Below are 17,774 nucleotides of genomic sequence, written 5' to 3' on the forward strand. Positions count from 1 at the left end.
CGGGCCGGCGCGGTTTCGGCTTCATCCGCCATTCATCGCCACCCGTGCACATCATGAACATGTTTGAGGGCGAACGGCTGTTTCGTGTTTTTTCAAAGCTGTTTGCGGCAATCGCCGCGACGGCATTGTGCCTGCAACCAGTCCACGCCCAGTCGGTATTGCGCGATGCCGAAACCGAAGCCTTTTTCGATGAAATCTCTGAACCGCTGATCCGCGCAGCAGGGCTAAATCCGGTCAATGTCGACGTCGTGCTCATCAACGACAAATCGATCAACGCATTTGTTGCGGGTGGGCAGACGGTGTACCTGCATAGTGGTCTTATCCATGCTGCGACCACAGCCAATGAAGTTCAGGGTGTTATCGCGCATGAACTTGGCCATATCGAAGGCGGCCACGTCATTCGCTATAGCGAGGGCATGGAGAAGGCCGGCAATATTTCCATCGCCAGCCTCATTCTGGCGGCGGCCGCGATTGCCGCCGGTGCTGGAGAGGCCGGCATGGGAATCATGGCGGCTGGCCAGCAGGCGGCCTTGGGCAAATTCCTGGCATTCAGCCGCGTGCAGGAGAGCGTTGCCGATTCATCGGGGGCCCGTTATCTCTCGGCGGCAGGCATAACGGGCCGCGGCTCGATCAACTTTTTCAAAAAATTGCAGAATTACGAGTTTCGCCTCGGTATCCCGCAAGTCGACAGCTATGATCGCACCCACCCTTTGTCGGGCGAGCGCATCACAGTATTGGAAGATACGTACAAAGCTGATCCTGCCTGGAATGCACCGCTCAACCCCAAGTGGGAAGCCGACTTCAAGCGCGTTAAGGCAAAACTGCAAGGCTATATAGCGGACCCAAATACAACCTTGCGCGACTATCCAGAGACTGACAAGAGCGTGCCAGCGCTCTACGCCAGGGCCTATGCGTGGCACAAAGCGGCCTATCCGGAAAAGGCCCTCTCCGAGGCAAACAACCTCATAGCCAAAAATCCTAGCGACCCCTATTTCCTAGAATTGCAGGGCCAGATTCTGCTCGAATCCGGAAAACCCAATGAGGCCCTGACTTCGCTGCGCAAGGCTGTCGACTTGACCGGAAATCAGCCGCTTATCGCCGCTGTGTTCGGTCATGCCCTCATCGCCACCGAGAACAAGGACAATTTAGCCGAGGCGGAACGTGTCCTGAAGGCCGCTGTCTCCAAGGATAACAACAATCCCTTCGCCTGGTATCAACTGGGCGTCGTCTATCAGGCGCTGGGCGATGAACCCCGAGCAGCCTTGGCCAGTGCGGAACGCTATCTGATGGAAGGCGCCCCCCAACTCGCCTTGCCCAATGCAGCAACTGCGATGGCGGGCCTTGCAGAATATTCCCACGACTGGATCAGGGCACAGGATGTGAAGCTGGTCGCAGAGGCGCAGGTGCAGAAGATGGAAAAGCGAAAGCGTTGATTTCGGTTAATCCGCTGGTCTGGCATCGGCAAAGAAGCTAGGTATTTGTTTATGGACCAGCAACAGACCAACCGCCGCCTTCCCCTGATCTTTGCTCTACTGGGGGCAGCTCTCTTGATCGCTGCTGGCATCTATTTCTTCACCAGCAAGGAAGAAATGGTCCGCGGGGACACGACCGCTTACGCAAAGGCCGATGCAGATCGCGCCATTTCGGCCGCAGGGATCAACGACAAGGAACGCGCGGCGACCGAAGCTATTGTGCGCGCTTACATCCTTGAAAACCCCGAGATTATAACCGAGGCTGTCGAAATCCTGCAAAAGCGCGAATTGGCCAAAAGGATGGACGCTGCCGGCAGTGCAATAACCCAGCCTTTCCCGGGCGCAGTCGGCGGTAATCCGAACGGTACGATCACAGTCGTTGAATTTACAGATTATAATTGCGGATTCTGCCGCTCGAGCGTTGCCGATCTGAATCGCCTTATCGGCAGCGAAAAGGACGTGAAGATCGTTTACCGTGAATTGCCGATCCTCGCCGCCAGCAGCCGCGATGCGGCACGCTGGGCACTGGCCGCAGCCAAACAGGGCAAGCACAAAGCGTTCCACGACGCGATGTTTGCGGCGGGCCCCGCCAACGAACAGTCGATCACCGCCGCTGCCCGGCGCGCTGGCCTGAACATGGATCAGGCGGCAAAGGATGCAGCTTCTCCAGAGGTGAAGGCCGAAATCGAACGCAACTTGGCGATGATGCAGCAGATCGGCTTCAACGGCACGCCAACCTTCATCATCGGCGACCAGATTCTCGAAGGCGCTCTAGGATATGAAGCGTTGAAGGCTGCTGTCGAAAAGGCTCGCAAAAAAGGCTAATTAGCCTTTCTTCCCCTGCGCCACCACATACCATTCGACCGAGCCTTTGCGGCTGGCTGGTGGCTTCGCATGCTTCACACTGACGAAGTTCGATTTGAGCAACGCCAGAAGTTCGGGATCAGTGCCGCCCGCAAAAACCTTGGCAACAAAATCGCCGCCTGGTTGCAGCACTTCAACGGCGAAATGCGCAGCAGCCTCCACCAGCCCCATGGTGCGCAAATGGTCGGTCTGCTTATGACCGACGGTGTTGGCCGCCATATCGGATATGATCAGGTCAGGCGCCTGCCCAAGTGCCTCTACCAGCAACTCAGGCGCGCGATCATCCATGAAATCCATTTCGAAAAGTGTCACGCCCTCGATCGGATCAACTGGCAGCAAGTCTATTCCTGATACCTTCGCCTTTGGCAGCCGACGACGGACTACCTGCGCCCAACCGCCCGGTGCTATGCCCAGATCGACAACTGCCTTCTTGCCTCTCAAAAAACCGAATTTCTCATCGAGTTCGATCAGCTTATAGGCCGCCCGGCTGCGATAGCCTTCGGATTGGGCCCGTTTGACATAAGGATCGTTGAGCTGACGCTCGAGCCAGCGCGCCGACTGCGGACTGCGGCGTTTCGCGGTCTTTACCCGTTCCTTGCCCGTTGTGCTGCGACCGGAACGGTTTCCGCCAAATGTGAATTTTGTCACCGCCTACCGCCGTTTCCGCCGACGGGCGTCGCTGGCCATCAATGCGCGCAATATGCCTTCGCGGATGCCGCGATCGGCTACTCCGAGACGTTCTCCCGGCCAGATATCAAAAATTGTCTCCAATATCGCACACCCAGCTACCACCAAATCAGCCCGCTCCTGTCCGATGGTCGGGAATTCAGCTCGGCCTTTGGGTGGGCGGGCGGCTAGTGTCTGGCTGATTTCGCGCATGGCTGAGGTAGGCAAATGCAAGCCGTCGATCTGCCGCCGGTCATAGCTAGGCAGGTTTAGATAAACGCTCGCCAGCGTCGTGACCGTGCCCGATGTGCCCATCAGACGGTGATCGCCCTGACCCACGGGCAGACGCGAGGCGAATTCGGCGAAGCTCTCGCGCACCTTGGCGCGCATGGCGGCATAGGTTTCCTGCAGCGAATGCTCATCGTCACCCCGGTGCGCCTCACTTTCTGTCAGCGAAACAACGCCCCAAGGCACGCTGGCCCAGTCAAGAATTTCAGGTGTTGCACCATCGGTCGAAACCAGCACCAGTTCGGTCGAACCGCCACCAATATCGAAAATCATCGCTGGCCCTTCGCCTTCTTCCAGCAAGGCGTGGCATCCCATGACCGCAAGGCGGGCCTCTTCCTTGGGGCTGATAACATCCAACACGATGCCCGTTTCACGCTTCACACGTTCGATAAATTCAACACCGTTCAAAGCCTGGCGGCACGCCTCGGTGGCGACAGAGCGGGCGAGCACAACATTGCGGCGCTTGAGCTTGTCGGCGCAAACCGACAGCGCCTCAATCGCACGGTCCATCGCCGCTTCGCTCATCTTGCCAGTCGAATTCAGCCCTTCACCCAGGCGCACTACGCGCGAAAATGCGTCGACCACGGTAAAGCCGTCGTTCGCCGCGCGAGCGATCAACAAGCGGCAGTTGTTGGTACCCAAATCGAGTGCGGCATAGGCAGTTTTGCCCAGCCAGCTGCCACGATTGGATGTATCACCAAAACGGTTTTCCTTTGGAAATTCAGGATCTGCCTTCGCGTTCGATTCACGCGAGGCTCCTCCTGTTGCCGCATCGGCGGATTTGCGACGGTTTGGCCCCTTTTTACGGGCGCCTTTGCCCTTTCCGCCTTTTTGCGGCGATGGTGCGATCTGCTCGCCCATGGCCGATTCTTCTCTTATCTTTTATCCGAAAGCGGGAAATGCCGCCCGGTACTTGAGGGCAGAAATACCGCGAACAGATTAATTTTTCAAGAGAATTGGCTGAATGCATCGAAAAGCGGCATCCAGCCGATTGACAGCCAGCTACCGTCAGCCTAATGGCGCTCCCCACATTCCCCGGTCGTCTAACGGTAAGACTACGGACTCTGACTCCGTCTATTGAGGTTCGAATCCTTACCGGGGAACCATTTTCCTTACAGAATCAAGCGGTTTCGCTCGCTCCGTCGTAACGGATTTCAAGGAAGCGTTCGCGGGTCGCCAGCTTGTCGAGTTCGCCGCGCGCGATCTGGCCGGTCATCGTCTCGATTTCGCGATCAATCCGCTTCAGACCGTCGACCAATTGCTGTTCCGGCGTCTTGCCGCCATTGTCCTGCCGCCGCAACGGTTCGGGGATGCGTTTATAGCCGTTGATCAGTTCGGGCAGATGCTCGCCGACCAGCTTGCGCACCTCGCGCGAAGCCGGGTCGGTTTCAGCCAATGTCTGCAATTGCGGCGCCAACGCATCGAGCCGCAAGCCAATATTCTGCACAACCGGAATGGCCGGAGCAGGCAAAGCAGGGCGCTGCGCCTCCAGCCAGATTTCGGTTTTTCCCGCAAGCGTACCGAGATCGGTCTGACGCAACGATTCGGTGGTGGGCATCGGCATTTCTGGATAGCGCATCAGCGCATAGACCGCTGCCGCGCCCAGCACGCCGGTAATCATCACGCCCCAGAAACCGATGCCGTCGATGATAGCGCCAACTATCCCTGCCCCGATCAGCAAGCCGCCAACCACAACGCCCGTACGTGCAAGCTTGCCGAAGAAATGCGCCCGGCGCAGTGCCCGCGATTTCGTGCCGATGGGTGGCCCCATGCGGACACGTTTCAGCGAACGGCGCGCACTGTCGAGGATTTCATCGGATTGTGAGGCGGGTGAGTTCACGAGCAATACTCTATCAATTCACTCGTCACCCCCGCGAAGGCGGGGGTCCATCACCGGTGGTACAAGTTTCAACGGCAGGTGATGGATTCCCGCCTTCGCGGGAATGACGAAAAATGGTTTAGTCATAATAAGTTCTTACGCCTCCAGCGAGCTCAACAGGTTGGTTTCGGTCGCACCCAATTTGGCCTGCGCCGCTCCTTCTGCACGCGCAATATAGCCTTTCGACTTTTCAACTTCCTTTTCAAGCGCCTCCGACGTCTGCTTCATGCTTTCAAGAGCTTTGACCTTGAAGGTATCGATTGCGTCCATCGTGTCATAGATATTCTGGAACGCGCGGCTCAGCGTTTCGAGCGGAATGGTCGATGCCGCCGCCTGTTCGTGGATCGCTGCCGTATTCTCGCGAAGCAACTTTCCGGTGCTATCGATGATATTGGCCGTTGTGGTGTTGAGGGCAGTAATCTGGCCGAGAACCAGACGCTGGTTGGTCATCGCCTGCGCGACGGTAACCGCAGTGCGCAGTGCGCCGACAGTGGTGGTCGAGGCGCGATCGACGCCCTTTACCAGTTCGACATTGTTCTTCTTGACCAGGTCCATCGCCAGATAGCCCTGCACCGTCACAGCCATTTGCGTCAGCAAATCCTGATGGCGCTGGCGGACATAAAAGAGTGCGGTTTCGCGGATCGCCTTTGCCTTGGCCGGATCGGAAAGCTCCAATTCGGCGGCCTTCTCCTCCAACCGCCCGTCGAGCTGCTTCGATATCAGGATCATCTGCTCAAGCTTGCCCATCGCCTTCCACAGATTCTGGCGCTCAACGTCGATCGCGGCGTTGTCCATCAGCAACTCATCCTTGCCATTGGCAAGGCGGCCGAGGATCGAGCTGATATGGCCCTGCGCGCTTTGATAGCTGTCGAAATAGTTGCGCAGCTTGTTGCCCCAGGGGATGATACCGAACAGCTTCTGCTTGGTCGTCAAATTCCCGCGTTTGGACGGATCCAGATCCTCAACGGTACGACGCAGTTCGGCAAGGTCAGCACCAACGCCGGACGTTTCGTCCATCTGGCGGATCGGCCTATCGAGAAAGCGGTTCGACTGGCCGGCCGCTTCCATGATTTCCTTGCGACCCATATTGGTTAGCTGGTCAACACGCTTGCCAAATTCCGGGCTGTTCACATCCTGCGCCAGCAAGTCGGCGATATAGCCTTCGACCTTTTCGGCGAGTTTGCCCTTCACTTCATCCTCGACGGGAACCAGCCCGACCGCCTTTTCGGCAGCAATCGGCGGCACCGGATCGGGCGGGGTGAGCTTCAGCTCGGTTTCGGTGGCAGTCAGGGTTTCATTGGTCGACATGCGGGTCGATCCTCCTCAGGCAATGATATTAGGGAATAAATGGAACGCAGTCAGTGCGATTTCAAGCAAATCCGGTCTTTGGTGTGTTATTTTTTTAATACACCTGCTGTTTCAGGGCTGGAGCGCCTTTTCGACAAGCGGCGCAAGGCCGTCGACGACCTTCGCCACACCTTGCGCGTTGGGATGAATATTATCGGGCAACATCAGCTTTGGATCGGCAACCACACCGTCGAGGAAAAAGGGATAAAGCGGCGCATCATATTGCTTCGCCAGTTTGGGAAAGATCGGGTTGAAGGCAGCAGCATAGTCTGGCCCGAGATTAGGCGCGGCCAACATACCCGTAAGCACAACGTCAATATCGCGCTTTTTGAGTTCATCGAGCATCGCCTTGAGGTTCGCCTCGGTTTCCTTGGGCTGGATTCCGCGCAGCATATCGTTTCCGCCCAGCCCCAACACAACCAGATCGGGCTTCTTTTCCAGATTATCGAGCACAAAGGTCAGGCGTTGCTTGCCCGCTGCAGTTGTTTCTCCCGACACCCCGGCATTGTGCACGCGCGCCTTTATGCCGGCATTTTCGAGCGCTCCCTGAAGCTGAGGTGCGAGCCCTTCCGTCGGACCGAGACGATACCCCGCATAAAGGCTATCCCCAAATGCCACGACGAGCTTGTCATATTGTGCAGCCTCTACCTTGGCAGGCGCAATTTGAGCCGTTTCCTCTGTGGGGGTTGCTACAGGTGAAGACCCGCATGCAGCAAGGGCTTGGACAAGCAGTAAAGCCGCACCATATAAGGTAAAATTCGTCTTCATAAGGAACTCTCCTTGTCCGCCACACAAACCGAGGCGCCCGATATGGCGATACGGGCGTCGAATGTCACCCTCACGCTTGGGGCCAGCGACGCGCAGGTATCAATTTTGCGCGGCGTCGATCTCGAGGTGCCTTATGGGGTCAGTGTAGCTCTGCTCGGGCCTTCGGGTTCAGGCAAAAGTTCCCTAATGGCTGTGTTGGCTGGTTTGGAACGGGCCAGCGGCGGTTCGGTGTTGGTCGACGGTTTGAACTTTACCGAACTGGATGAGGATGCTTTAGCCCGCGCACGGCGCGGACGCATTGGCATCGTGTTGCAGGCTTTTCACCTGCTGCCCACAATGACCGCGCTCGAAAATGTCGCAGTGCCGATGGAACTGGCAGGCATCGACGATCCCTTCGGACGCGCTGCCAAGGAATTGGAAGCGGTAGGCCTTGCTCATCGTCTGACCCACTATCCCTCTCAACTTTCCGGCGGCGAGCAGCAGCGTGTGGCGATAGCGCGCGCAATGGCGGCCGCCCCGAAGATCATCTTCGCCGACGAACCGACGGGCAATCTGGATGGCTCGACCGGATCGTCGATTATAGACCTGTTGTTCGAACGGCGTGCTGCATTGGGGGCGACGCTGCTCATTATCACCCATGATCCCACTCTTGCTGCCCGCTGTGACCGCGTGATTGCGATGCAGGATGGGTTGGTGGTTGAAGCGTGACGATGCACACTTTCTCTTTCATCGTCATTCCCGCGAAGGCGGGAATCCATCACCCGCCGTTGAAATTTAACCCGCCGGTGATGGACCCCCGCCTTCGCGGGGGTGACGAGAAGGTGGAACACTGATGGGTTGGGGGTCCCTCTGGCGCATTGCCCGTCGCGATCTTTCCGCGCGCATTCGAGGTCTGCGCCTGCTTGTCGTCTGCCTGTTCCTGGGCGTTGCCACATTGGCGGCTATCGGCAGCCTGACAGCCAGCATCACTGAAGAATTGTCGCGTCGCGGCCAAACCATCCTTGGCGGTGACATCGAAATCGGTATCGCCCAGCGCGAGGCAAGCGACGCCGAACTGAAAGCCTTTGCTGCAGCGGGTACGGTTTCGGAAACCGTACGCCTGCGCGCCATGGCCATCGGCCCCGACGGCAGCGACAGCATATTGGCCGAACTGAAAGCCATTGACGGCACTTACCCGCTATATGGCAAATTGCTGCTGCAGGGCGGCACAGTTGCGAAGGCACCCAAGGACGGGGAAATCTATGTCGGCCAGACGCTGGCGGACCGTTTCAACCTTGCGACCGGCGGGTCCGTGCGATTTGGTGAGGCGGCCTTCAAAGTCGCGGGCGTGATTGCCGAAGAACCCGATCGCTTGGGCGAGGGTTTCACGCTTGGGCCGGTGGCTTTGGTTTCGCTCGCCTCATTGGATGGCACAAAGCTGATCCAGCCGGGCAGCATGTTTGAAAGCAAATATCGCATCAAACTGCCCGCCAGCGCCGATCCCGAAGCTATCGCCAAATCGCTTGAACAGCAATTTCCCTCTGCCGGATGGGACATCACTGATCGCTCGAACGGCGCACCCGGCACGCGCCGTTTCATTGAACGCATGGGGCAATTCCTGACGCTGGTCGGGCTTGCTGCATTGGTGATTGCCGGCATCGGTGTCGGCAACGGCGTGGGCAGCTATCTGGAAAGCAAGCGTGCGGGGATCGCCACGCTGAAAGTGACCGGCGCGGATAGCGGCATTATTTTCCGCATCTACATGCTTCAGATTTTCGCAGTTGCGGCGGTAGCGATTCTGGTAGGGCTTGCGGTAGGCAGTGTGATGCCGATGGCGATAGGCTGGATCGCAGGTGATATCTTGCCTGTAGCGCCCGGTTTCACCCTGCACCCGCTGCCCCTCATCGTCAGCGCGGTATACGGACTGCTCATTGCCTTCGCCTTCGCCCTGCCTCCCCTCGCCCGCGCACGCACGGTGCCCGCTGCCGGGCTGTACCGTTCGGTTGTCGAGGGCAGCAGCCGCGTCGACCGACGCACGGCAATATGGGTAACGGCCAGCATCGCCGCAATCGTCGCGCTGGCGGTCGGCACTGCGCGCGAACCGATCTTCTCGCTGGGCTTTATCGGCGCGGCTTTTGCCCTGTTGGTGCTACTCGCCCTGATCGCATGGGGTATGCGGGCGATAGCTTTGCGACTGCCTCGTCCCAAAGCCCCGCTGCCGCGTCTTGCACTTGCCAATTTGCATCGGCCAGGATCGCACACACAGGCGCTGGTGATCGCGCTGGGCCTTGGCCTAACCCTTTTCGTCACGCTGGCGGCGATCCAGACCAGCATCAACAATGAAATCCAGAACAGCGTCCCCGAACGCGCCCCGAGCTTTTTTGCGCTCGATATCCCGCGCGAGCAGACGGAAGAATTCTCGGCGATGGTCCGCAAGGAAGCGCCTGATGCCGAGATCAACCTCATCCCCTCCTTGCGCGGCACCATCGTCGAATTTGGCGGCCAGCGCGTTGACCAGTTGGAAGAACTTCCGGAAGGCGCGTGGGTGCTCAATGGCGATCGGGGCTTGACCTATAGCCCGCAGGTGCCAGAAGGCAGCGAAGTCATCGCAGGCGAATGGTGGCCTGCCGACTATAAAGGGCCTGCCCTTGTCTCGCTCGATATCCGTGTCGCGGAGTCGCTTGGCGTAGGCGTTGGCGACAGCCTGACCGTCAGTGTTCTCGGCGTCGAGATCCCCACCAAAATCGGCTCGCTGCGCGAAGTGAAGTGGGAGAATTTCGGGCTCAACTATGCGCTGGTTTTCTCACCCGGCACCTTCGACGCCGCCCCGCACAGCATGGTCGCAACACTAACCGTTCCAGCCGAAGCAGAACGGGCACTGGCAAAGTCGATACCGCCTGCCTTCCCGTCCTCGTCGCTGATTGAAGTCGGCGAAGTCGTGAGCCAGGTAACGGTTCTGCTGCAGCAAATGGCACAGGCGATTGCTGCGGCGGCCTCGATCGCCATTCTTGCGGGCATTGCGGTGCTCGTCGGCGCAATTGCCGCAGCCCGGCAGAGCCGCGTTTACGACAGCGTCATTATGAAGCTGCTCGGCGCGACGCGGCGGCAGATATTGGGTGCGCAGGCGCTGGAATATGCAATTCGCGCGGCGGTGCTTGGTCTTGTCGCGCTGGCGCTTGGGCTGGGTGCAGGCTGGTATGTGATCGTGCAAATCTTCGATTTCACCTTCGCTCCGGACCCGGCGACACTGGCGTGGACGCTGATCGGCGGCGCGGGATTGACTTTTGCACTCGGCATGTTGGGATCGCTGCCTATATTGGCCGCGCGCCCGGCTGAGGCGCTCAGGAGCCTCTAAATTTCACCGTAGTGCTGAGCCTGTCGAAGCACGCCTCACCGGACAAGCGCCGTTCACCTCCGGTGGCCTTCGGCACGACAGGCTCAGGGCTACGGTTTTAGTGGGATCGCGCAAACCGCGCCGCCAGCGGTGCAGACAGCAGCAATTGCGCCATATGGTAGATGATGGCGGGCAGCACGATCAGCCCCGCCGAACTTCCAAAAAGGATCGCCGCCATCGGCGCACCCGTTGCGATGCTTTTTTGCGCACCGGCAAAGACGAGGCTGATCCGGTCCGCGCGGTCCAGCCCCAATAGCCTTCCGAAGAACCACGCCCCTGCAAAGGCAAAAGCCAGCAGCACGCCAAGCAAAGCACACAACGTCGCCATCGTCCCCAGATCGAGTGCAGACAGGCTGCCCGAATTCACCGCACCGGCAAAGGCAACATAAACCGCAATCAAAATCACCAGTCTGTCAAAGAAAGACAACATCGCCTTTTGCCGCTGCGCCCAACCACCCAGCCAGCACTGCGCAATCTGGCCAAGGGCAAAGGGCAATAGCAACATGGTTGCGATGCGGATGATCGTATCGCTTCCAATTGTTACGCCGGATGCTGCTCCCAGCATCAGAGCGACCAGCGCCGGTGTCAAAATAATACCCGAAAGGTTAGAGAGCGCCGCGCCTACTACCGACGCTGCCACATTGCCGCCACCCATAGAGCTGTAACTGATCGCCGACTGCACCGTCGATGGCAGCATCGCGCAATACACCAATCCCGTCGCCAAAGCAGCAGGCAGCATCCACCCCGCCCCTTTTGCCAGTGCCAACCCCGCCAATGGCAGGGCAACAAAACTGAAGGCCAGCATCGCCCCCTGCACTTTCCAGCTGCGTGCCGCCTTTACCACTTCCTGACGCGGCAGGCGCAATCCGTGGAGGAAAAACAGCGCAAAAATGCTGACGAAACTGACGTCCTGCGCAATCGCCAGCCCCTGCCCGGATACCGGCAACAGCCAGCCAAGCAGCACCGCGGCCAGAAGAAGGAGCACGAAGCGGTCGGGGATCAGGCGTGAAATCATGGCGATGCGCATAGCAATCCTTGCCGCAGTGCACAAACTAAGCTAAGGGCGCCCGCAATTGACGGTGCCTGTGCACCGCACTCCCAAAAGGCTAGATAAATGTCCCTGCGCAATATCGCCATCATCGCGCACGTCGATCATGGCAAGACCACCCTTGTTGACCAGCTTTTCCGCCAGTCCGGAACCTTCCGCGACAACCAGCGCGTCGAAGAGCGGGCGATGGATTCGAACGACCTTGAAAAGGAACGCGGGATCACGATTCTGGCCAAGCCGACCTCGGTCGAATGGGAAGGCACGCGGATCAACATTGTCGACACCCCGGGCCACGCCGACTTTGGCGGCGAAGTGGAGCGTATCCTGTCGATGGTCGACGGCGTCATCCTGCTGGTCGATTCGTCCGAAGGCGCGATGCCGCAGACGAAATTCGTGACCGGGAAGGCATTGAAACTCGGCTTGCGCCCGATCGTTGTCGTCAACAAGATCGACCGTCCCGACGAGCGTATCCAGGAAGTGCTCGACGAAGTGTTCGACCTGTTCGTCTCGCTCGACGCGACCGACGAGCAGCTGGATTTCCCCGTGCTCTACGCCTCGGGCCGCAACGGTTATGCCAATGAAAATCCGGACCTGCGCGAGGGCACGCTGACCCCGCTCTTCCAGAAGATCGTCGAGCATGTACCGCCGCCGGCTCTTGAAGTCGACGCGCCGTTCTCCTTCCTCGTGACCCTGTTGGACCGCGACAATTTCCTTGGCCGCATCCTCACCGGTCGCGTCCAGTCGGGAACGGTCAAGGTCAATCAGCCGATCCATGCGCTCGACATGGACGGCAAGGTCATCGAAACCGGTCGCGCTTCAAAGATTATGACTTTCCAAGGGCTTGATCGCGTGCCGACCGACGAAGCCAGCGCAGGCGACATCATTTCAATCGCTGGCTTGACGGTTGCGACGGTCTCGAACACCATTGCCGACACATCGGTCACCGAGGCAATTCAGGCGCAGCCGATCGATCCGCCGACGCTGTCGATGCGTTTTTCCGTGAACGATTCGCCGATGGCGGGCCGTGAAGGCACCAAGGTCACCAGCCGCATGATCCGCGATCGCCTTGAGCGCGAAGCCGAATCGAATGTCGCGATCAAGGTAACCGAAAGCGAAGACAAGGATTCGTTCGAAGTCGCTGGCCGCGGCGAACTCCAGCTTGGCGTGCTCATCGAAACGATGCGCCGCGAAGGTTTCGAACTCGGCATCAGCCGCCCGCGCGTGCTGTATCGCGAAGACGAAAACGGCAATCGCACCGAGCCTTATGAAACCGTCGTCATCGACGTGGATGACGAACATTCGGGCACGGTCGTTGAAAAAATGGCGCTGCGCAAAGGCGAAATGACCGACATGCGCCCGTCCGGCGGCGGCAAGACCCGCATCACCTTCAGCGCGCCTTCGCGCGGCCTGATCGGCTATCATGGCGAATTCCTGTCCGACACCCGCGGCACCGGCATCATGAACCGCCTGTTCGAAAAATACGGCCCCTATCGCGGCCCGATCGAAGGCCGGAAGAATGGCGTGCTGATCTCGAACGGCAATGGCGAAGCAGTTGCCTACGCCCTCGGCCCTCTGGAAGAGCGCGGCATATTGTTCGTCTCGCCCGGCGAAGCGCTGTATGAAGGCATGATCATCGGCGAAAATGCCAAGCCCGAAGATCTTGAAGTCAACCCGATGAAGTCGAAGCAGCTGACGAACTTCCGTTCGACCGGCAAGGACGACGCCATCCGCCTGACCCCACCCAAGATCATGACGCTCGAACAGGCCATCGCCTATATCGATGACGATGAAATGGTCGAGGTAACGCCCAAAAACATCCGCATCCGCAAGGCATTGCTCGACCCGCATGAGCGGAAGAAGGCGAGCCGGAAGAAAGAGGCGGCTTGAGGCAACAGCCTCAAGTCCTACTCAGCGTTGGGGAGGTCAATTTTTAGATCTTGTCCAAAACGCAAACCGTACACGTCGCATGCCAGCTTGATAATTTTCAGTTTCTCACGATTGGCGATATTCAATCCGATCAACCATCCGTCGTGAAACTCTTCTGCTCGAGCAAGGTCGGGGCGGCTAGGGTAAATTTCAGCGACGGTTCGAGCAATATGGTTCCGGCTACGCGATTGAACCGCGATCGACAGCTGTTCTACAAGTGATGGATTTGTTTGCGCAATCGTCGATAATACTTCGACGAGTGCATGATTTGCGTTCGGTGCTGAGCGCTCACTGCCAAAAATCGTAAAGGTCAAATCTCGTCGAGAAACCGCTCGGGTCGTTGTCAGTCTCTGAGGTTTTGATATCTCAGTACGAACTGATTCATAGTCGACCGACATCGTTGTTTTTCCAGCCGATGCGTCCGGCACCAATCGAGCCAAAAATGTGGCAATTTCCTCATTAGATGGCCTAAACCCGGACTTTGCTTCGGCTTTATCGGCTAACAACTCTATTAGCAGGTCGTCACGCTCTCTGACTAGATCGGTCCAAGCGGCAGGGATTATCCGCTTTGCCTCACGCCTAGCTGACGCATCCTTGTAGTCGCGCTGAGCATCCTCCAATGCTTCACCGGATTTAACTCGCTCAAACGAGAGGTAGCGCTTAAAAATGCGAACGGATTCATCGGTGTCCCGATCGTCCATTTGCAAGCGATATACCCGCCGCTCGTCATAGCTTCCTTGCCCACTGGGCAGATAAAAACTCCATTCTCGTCCGTCCGTCAAAACACAAAGCTGAACACCTTGATGGAACGCATACTCAAAAAGCTGCCGATCGCCATCAAGCGAACGTCCAACGCCTTTGACTTCAATGAACGCATTTGGCCGGTTAGGTCGGCAGCAGAGTGCAAAATCGACTCTCCCTTTGCCGCTCGTAAATTCAGGCAATACTAATTCCGGATCAGAAGTATCCCAACCCAGCGAACCTAGAAGCGGAATAACAATGCCATGTGAAACGGACGCCTCGTTAGGGTATGCTCCGCTTATCAAACGTTGCTTAATTCGGTCATTTAGCTGTTGCATGTATCCCGCTTTAACTTGATTTACGTAAAGTATTCAGCATAAATGCAGATACGAAGCAACAATTCATCCCATCTTGCCATCATGCCATCAAAAGCATAAACTCCTCTCCATGACTGCCCCACAACTCTCCGTCCGTTCGGCCAAGGCACGCGATTTGGCGCATCAGCTTTCGGCCAAGGAAAAGCGGCCCATCCATGCAATTGTCGAGGATGCGCTAGTTGCTTATGCAAACCGGCAACCAAAAGAGAGCGCAGAGGCGTTCCTGCGGCGGCTGGGAGCGATTGGCGGCAAGGATGCCGATGACGATTTGGCCGATCTTGAGGCTTTCATCGCAGAAAACCGCAAACCGCATCGCGGCCTCGATTTGTGATCCTTCTCGATACCAATGTCATTTCAGAACTGATGAAAAAGCCTGCCAATGAACAGGTTACGGCTTGGTATTTGTTGCACGAGGCCGAGACGATAATTAGCGCGCCATCGCTTGGCGAGTTAGCTTTTGGCATCGCTCGGTTACCTGAGGGTCGTAGGCGTAGCGGGCTAGAAGCCGATCTTGCAGATTTGCGCGTCCGTTATGCCGACCGGTCTTTGCCATTCACTGCAAACAGCGCCAACATATATGGCGACATCATGTTCGATGCACTGACAGCAAAGCATAATATGAATGTTGTCGATGGTCAGATTGCGGCGATTGCAGTCGAAAACGGCCTCCAGCTTGCAACACGCAACATCAAGGACTTTCGTTTTACAGACTTGGCCCTGATCAATCCTTGGGAAGCCCCTTAAACCGCTTCCCCTGCCGCCACACCACTCGCCCAGGCCCATTGGAAGTTGTAGCCGCCAAGCCATCCGGTGACATCGACGGCTTCGCCGATGAAGTGCAAGCAGGGGACAGCTTTGGCCTCCAGAGTCTTTTGCGACAGGCCATCGGTGGCAACGCCGCCGCGCGTGACTTCGGCCTTGGCATAGCCTTCGCTGCCATTGGGGTGGAAGATCCAGCTATCCAGCCGCGCGCCTGCTTCGGCCAGTTTGCGGTCGGATTGATCGGCGAGATTGCCGTTTAGCGCTAATTGTGCGGCCAAGGCTTCGGCAAGTCGCCCCGGCAAATGCTTCTCCAGTGTTGAGCGCATGGTCGCGCGCGGATTGGCGCGTTTGGCTTCGGCGAGCAGTGCGCCCGCATCGGCCTCGGGCAGGAAATCGATCTGGATCGGATCGCCATTGGACCAATAGCTACTGGCCTGCAGGATGGCGGGGCCCGACAGACCTTTGTGTGTAAACAACGCAGCTTCTCGGAATGCGGCCTTGCCTGCAGTCGCGATCACTTCTGCAGACACGCCCGACAATTCACGGAACAGCACGTCGTCGCCACCCAATGTCAGCGGCACCAAGGCCGGGCGTGGTTCGATCACCTTCAGTCCGAACTGGCGGGCCAGATCATAAGCAAAAGCCGTCGCGCCCATTTTGGGAATGCTCGGTCCGCCGGTTGCCACGATCAGGCGCGGGGCGCTGGCCGCCAGTTTTCCATAGGCGACACGGAAACTGACGCCGTCGTGTGCGACGTCTCGCACATCGAGCCCAAAGGCAAAATCGACGCGGCCACCATAAACGACAGCCTTATCGCATTCGTCCATCAACATCGAAACGATCTGCCGTGCACTTCCATCGCAGAACAACTGCCCCAGCGTTTTTTCATGGAATGCAATCCCGTGCGACGTCACCAGATCGATGAAATCCTGCGGTTCATATCGCCCCAGCGCCGATTTGGCGAAATGCGGATTGGCGGAAATATAGCGTTCCTGCGCATTCTGGCTTGTCGCATTCACATTGGTGAAGTTGCACCGCCCGCCGCCTGAAATCAGGATTTTCTTGCCCGGCCCCGAGGCATGGTCGATCACCAGCACGCGTCGCCCGTGTTGCCCCGCCGTCAGCGCAGCCATCAGCCCCGCCCCGCCAGCGCCCAAGATAATCGCGTCGTAATTTCCGGCTTTCATCGCACGCCCTTGGCATGGCATAGCCGCAACATGAAGAAATTTATCGCCTTGCTCGCTTTGAGTGCCGTTGCCGCCCCGTCCTTTGCCAATGATAGTAGCGCTGCCATCGGCTTGGGTGGGCTTGAACTAACGCACAACGATGCGATCAGTATGGACAGCGAAGACCTGTTTCTTTCGCGCCAATTAGTGACGGTGAAGTACCGTTTTACCAACAGCAGCGCCAAGGATGTCGAAACGCTGGTCAGCTTTCCCCTGCCACCGTTACCGAACGGGATAGAGGGATATATCGATGCCCCCTCCTTCTCCGACTGGCGCGAGCAATTGGAATTCAAAACGCTGGTTGACGGGAAGTCGGCAGCGCTCGGCTATCACGAGGTGGTAACGCTGGTCGGCAAACCCGAGGCGAAAGGCGTAGAGGCGCGTCTGAAGGCCTTGGGCTGGCCAGTAAAACATTGGGATGACTATGAATTTGGCGAGAAATATGTCGACAAGCTGACACAGGCCGAAAAGGACTCACTGGTTGCCGAGGGGCTGTTGCGCAAAGAGGCGGACAGCGACTATTATTCACCCAACTGGCAGATTCAGGCGCATGTAACGCGCAAACAACTCTTCCCTGCAGGCAAGACGATCACGGTAGAACATAGCTATAAGCCCATTGCAGGCGGGAGCGTCGGCGGCATGCTGTCGCCCGAATATCGCAAGGAAAGTGATTATTTCGCCGAATATCAGGCCGCTTATTGTATCGACAGCGCATTCCTCAAAGGCTTTGACAAGCGCATATATGCGGAGCGTGCCAAGGCCAACGCGCGCGGCGATGAATATGGAGTCGCTTATGTCGAACACTGGCTGGACTATGTGTTGAAATCAGGGGCCAACTGGAAAGGCCCGATCAAGGACTTCCGCCTCGTGGTCGACAAGGAAAAGCCCGGCAATCTGCTCAGCTTCTGCATGGATGGGGTGAAAAAGATCAGCCCGACGCGCTTTGAGGTTCGCAAATCCAACTTCGAGCCTACGCGCGACATCCAGATTCTAATTGCGGAGTTTTACGACCCCAATGCCCAATGATGCGAATGTTT

At 57.8% G+C, this 17,774-nt stretch carries 17 protein-coding genes and 1 tRNA gene; 10 read left to right on the forward strand and 8 right to left on the reverse strand.

The genetic code is table 11. The features are described from left to right. The first annotated feature begins 59 nt into the window (after positions 1-59). Together PKC81_RS03060 and PKC81_RS03065 are read left to right on the forward strand one after the other, a co-directional pair. Positions 60-1,433: a M48 family metalloprotease gene (locus PKC81_RS03060; protein WP_324333201.1), complete on the forward strand. Its 1,374-nt coding sequence runs from the start codon at positions 60-62 to the stop codon at positions 1,431-1,433. A gap of 51 nt (positions 1,434-1,484) precedes the next feature. Then, complete coding sequence (locus PKC81_RS03065; RefSeq protein ID WP_324333167.1) at positions 1,485-2,297, forward strand: DsbA family protein; 813 nt, start codon at positions 1,485-1,487, stop codon at positions 2,295-2,297. Here the strand turns inward: PKC81_RS03065 and PKC81_RS03070 are convergent, their stop codons facing one another. Beyond that, entirely contained in the window at positions 2,298-2,984 is a 687-nt protein-coding gene (locus PKC81_RS03070) for an RlmE family RNA methyltransferase (protein ID WP_324333168.1), read from the reverse strand. Positions 2,985-2,987: 3 nt separating this feature from the next. Further along, positions 2,988-4,151, reverse strand: a complete 1,164-nt coding sequence (locus PKC81_RS03075) for a Ppx/GppA phosphatase family protein (protein WP_324333169.1) — start codon at positions 4,149-4,151, stop codon at positions 2,988-2,990. 171 nt (positions 4,152-4,322) lie between these two features. On the opposite strand from PKC81_RS03075, the gene PKC81_RS03080 reads away from it, so the two are divergent. Continuing rightward, positions 4,323-4,396: transfer RNA gene (locus tag PKC81_RS03080), tRNA-Gln, on the forward strand. A gap of 14 nt (positions 4,397-4,410) precedes the next feature. Here PKC81_RS03080 and PKC81_RS03085 read toward each other — a convergent pair. From PKC81_RS03085 to PKC81_RS03095, 3 genes are all read right to left on the reverse strand, one after another. Beyond that, positions 4,411-5,130: a hypothetical protein gene (locus tag PKC81_RS03085; RefSeq protein WP_324333170.1), complete on the reverse strand. Its 720-nt coding sequence runs from the start codon at positions 5,128-5,130 to the stop codon at positions 4,411-4,413. Between the two features lie 135 nt (positions 5,131-5,265). After that, positions 5,266-6,477, reverse strand: coding sequence for a toxic anion resistance protein (locus PKC81_RS03090; RefSeq protein ID WP_115548679.1), 1,212 nt, complete (start codon positions 6,475-6,477; stop codon positions 5,266-5,268). A 111-nt stretch (positions 6,478-6,588) separates the two neighbouring features. Then, entirely contained in the window at positions 6,589-7,284 is a 696-nt protein-coding gene (locus PKC81_RS03095; protein ID WP_324333171.1) for an arylesterase, read from the reverse strand. 42 nt (positions 7,285-7,326) lie between these two features. On the opposite strand from PKC81_RS03095, the gene PKC81_RS03100 reads away from it, so the two are divergent. The 3 genes from PKC81_RS03100 to PKC81_RS03110 are packed head-to-tail and all read left to right on the forward strand — an operon-like array spanning position 7,327 to position 10,618. Further along, positions 7,327-7,992: an ATP-binding cassette domain-containing protein gene (locus PKC81_RS03100; protein ID WP_324333202.1), complete on the forward strand. Its 666-nt coding sequence runs from the start codon at positions 7,327-7,329 to the stop codon at positions 7,990-7,992. Between the two features lie 2 nt (positions 7,993-7,994). Beyond that, positions 7,995-8,117, forward strand: coding sequence for a hypothetical protein (locus PKC81_RS03105; protein ID WP_324333172.1), 123 nt, complete (start codon positions 7,995-7,997; stop codon positions 8,115-8,117). Continuing rightward, complete coding sequence (locus PKC81_RS03110) at positions 8,117-10,618, forward strand: FtsX-like permease family protein (protein WP_324333173.1); 2,502 nt, start codon at positions 8,117-8,119, stop codon at positions 10,616-10,618. Before PKC81_RS03105 ends, PKC81_RS03110 begins: the two co-directional genes overlap by 1 nt. Before the next feature lie 97 nt (positions 10,619-10,715). Here PKC81_RS03110 and PKC81_RS03115 read toward each other — a convergent pair whose 3' ends face one another. After that, on the reverse strand, positions 10,716-11,684 hold the full coding sequence (locus tag PKC81_RS03115; RefSeq protein ID WP_324333174.1) for a bile acid:sodium symporter family protein: 969 nt from the start codon (positions 11,682-11,684) through the stop codon (positions 10,716-10,718). An 87-nt stretch (positions 11,685-11,771) separates the two neighbouring features. On the opposite strand from PKC81_RS03115, the gene typA reads away from it, so the two are divergent. Beyond that, positions 11,772-13,592: a translational GTPase TypA gene (typA, locus tag PKC81_RS03120; RefSeq protein WP_324333175.1), complete on the forward strand. Its 1,821-nt coding sequence runs from the start codon at positions 11,772-11,774 to the stop codon at positions 13,590-13,592. A gap of 17 nt (positions 13,593-13,609) precedes the next feature. On the opposite strand, the gene PKC81_RS03125 is transcribed toward typA, so the two are convergent. After that, positions 13,610-14,710 (reverse strand): hypothetical protein, encoded by a 1,101-nt coding sequence (locus tag PKC81_RS03125; RefSeq protein WP_324333176.1) that lies wholly within the window; start codon positions 14,708-14,710, stop codon positions 13,610-13,612. 109 nt (positions 14,711-14,819) lie between these two features. Between PKC81_RS03125 and PKC81_RS03130 the strand changes: the two genes are divergently transcribed. Next, positions 14,820-15,080 carry a hypothetical protein gene (locus PKC81_RS03130; protein ID WP_324333177.1) on the forward strand — a complete coding sequence of 87 codons (261 nt, stop codon included), beginning with the start codon at positions 14,820-14,822 and terminating at the stop codon, positions 15,078-15,080. Then, positions 15,077-15,493: a type II toxin-antitoxin system VapC family toxin gene (locus PKC81_RS03135; protein WP_324333178.1), complete on the forward strand. Its 417-nt coding sequence runs from the start codon at positions 15,077-15,079 to the stop codon at positions 15,491-15,493. The genes PKC81_RS03130 and PKC81_RS03135 overlap by 4 nt, the downstream gene beginning before the upstream one ends. Here PKC81_RS03135 and PKC81_RS03140 read toward each other — a convergent pair. Further along, on the reverse strand, positions 15,490-16,698 hold the full coding sequence (locus PKC81_RS03140) for an aminoacetone oxidase family FAD-binding enzyme (protein ID WP_324333179.1): 1,209 nt from the start codon (positions 16,696-16,698) through the stop codon (positions 15,490-15,492). The genes PKC81_RS03135 and PKC81_RS03140 overlap by 4 nt on opposite strands. A 30-nt stretch (positions 16,699-16,728) precedes the next feature. Between PKC81_RS03140 and PKC81_RS03145 the strand changes: the two genes are divergently transcribed. Beyond that, the gene (locus tag PKC81_RS03145; protein WP_324333180.1) at positions 16,729-17,763 is read left to right on the forward strand and encodes a DUF4424 family protein; all 1,035 of its coding nucleotides are present in this window, start codon (positions 16,729-16,731) and stop codon (positions 17,761-17,763) included. Positions 17,764-17,774: the final 11 nt, after the last annotated feature.

Source organism: Sphingorhabdus sp. (assembly GCF_035329025.1).
GTDB lineage: Bacteria > Pseudomonadota > Alphaproteobacteria > Sphingomonadales > Sphingomonadaceae > Sphingorhabdus_B.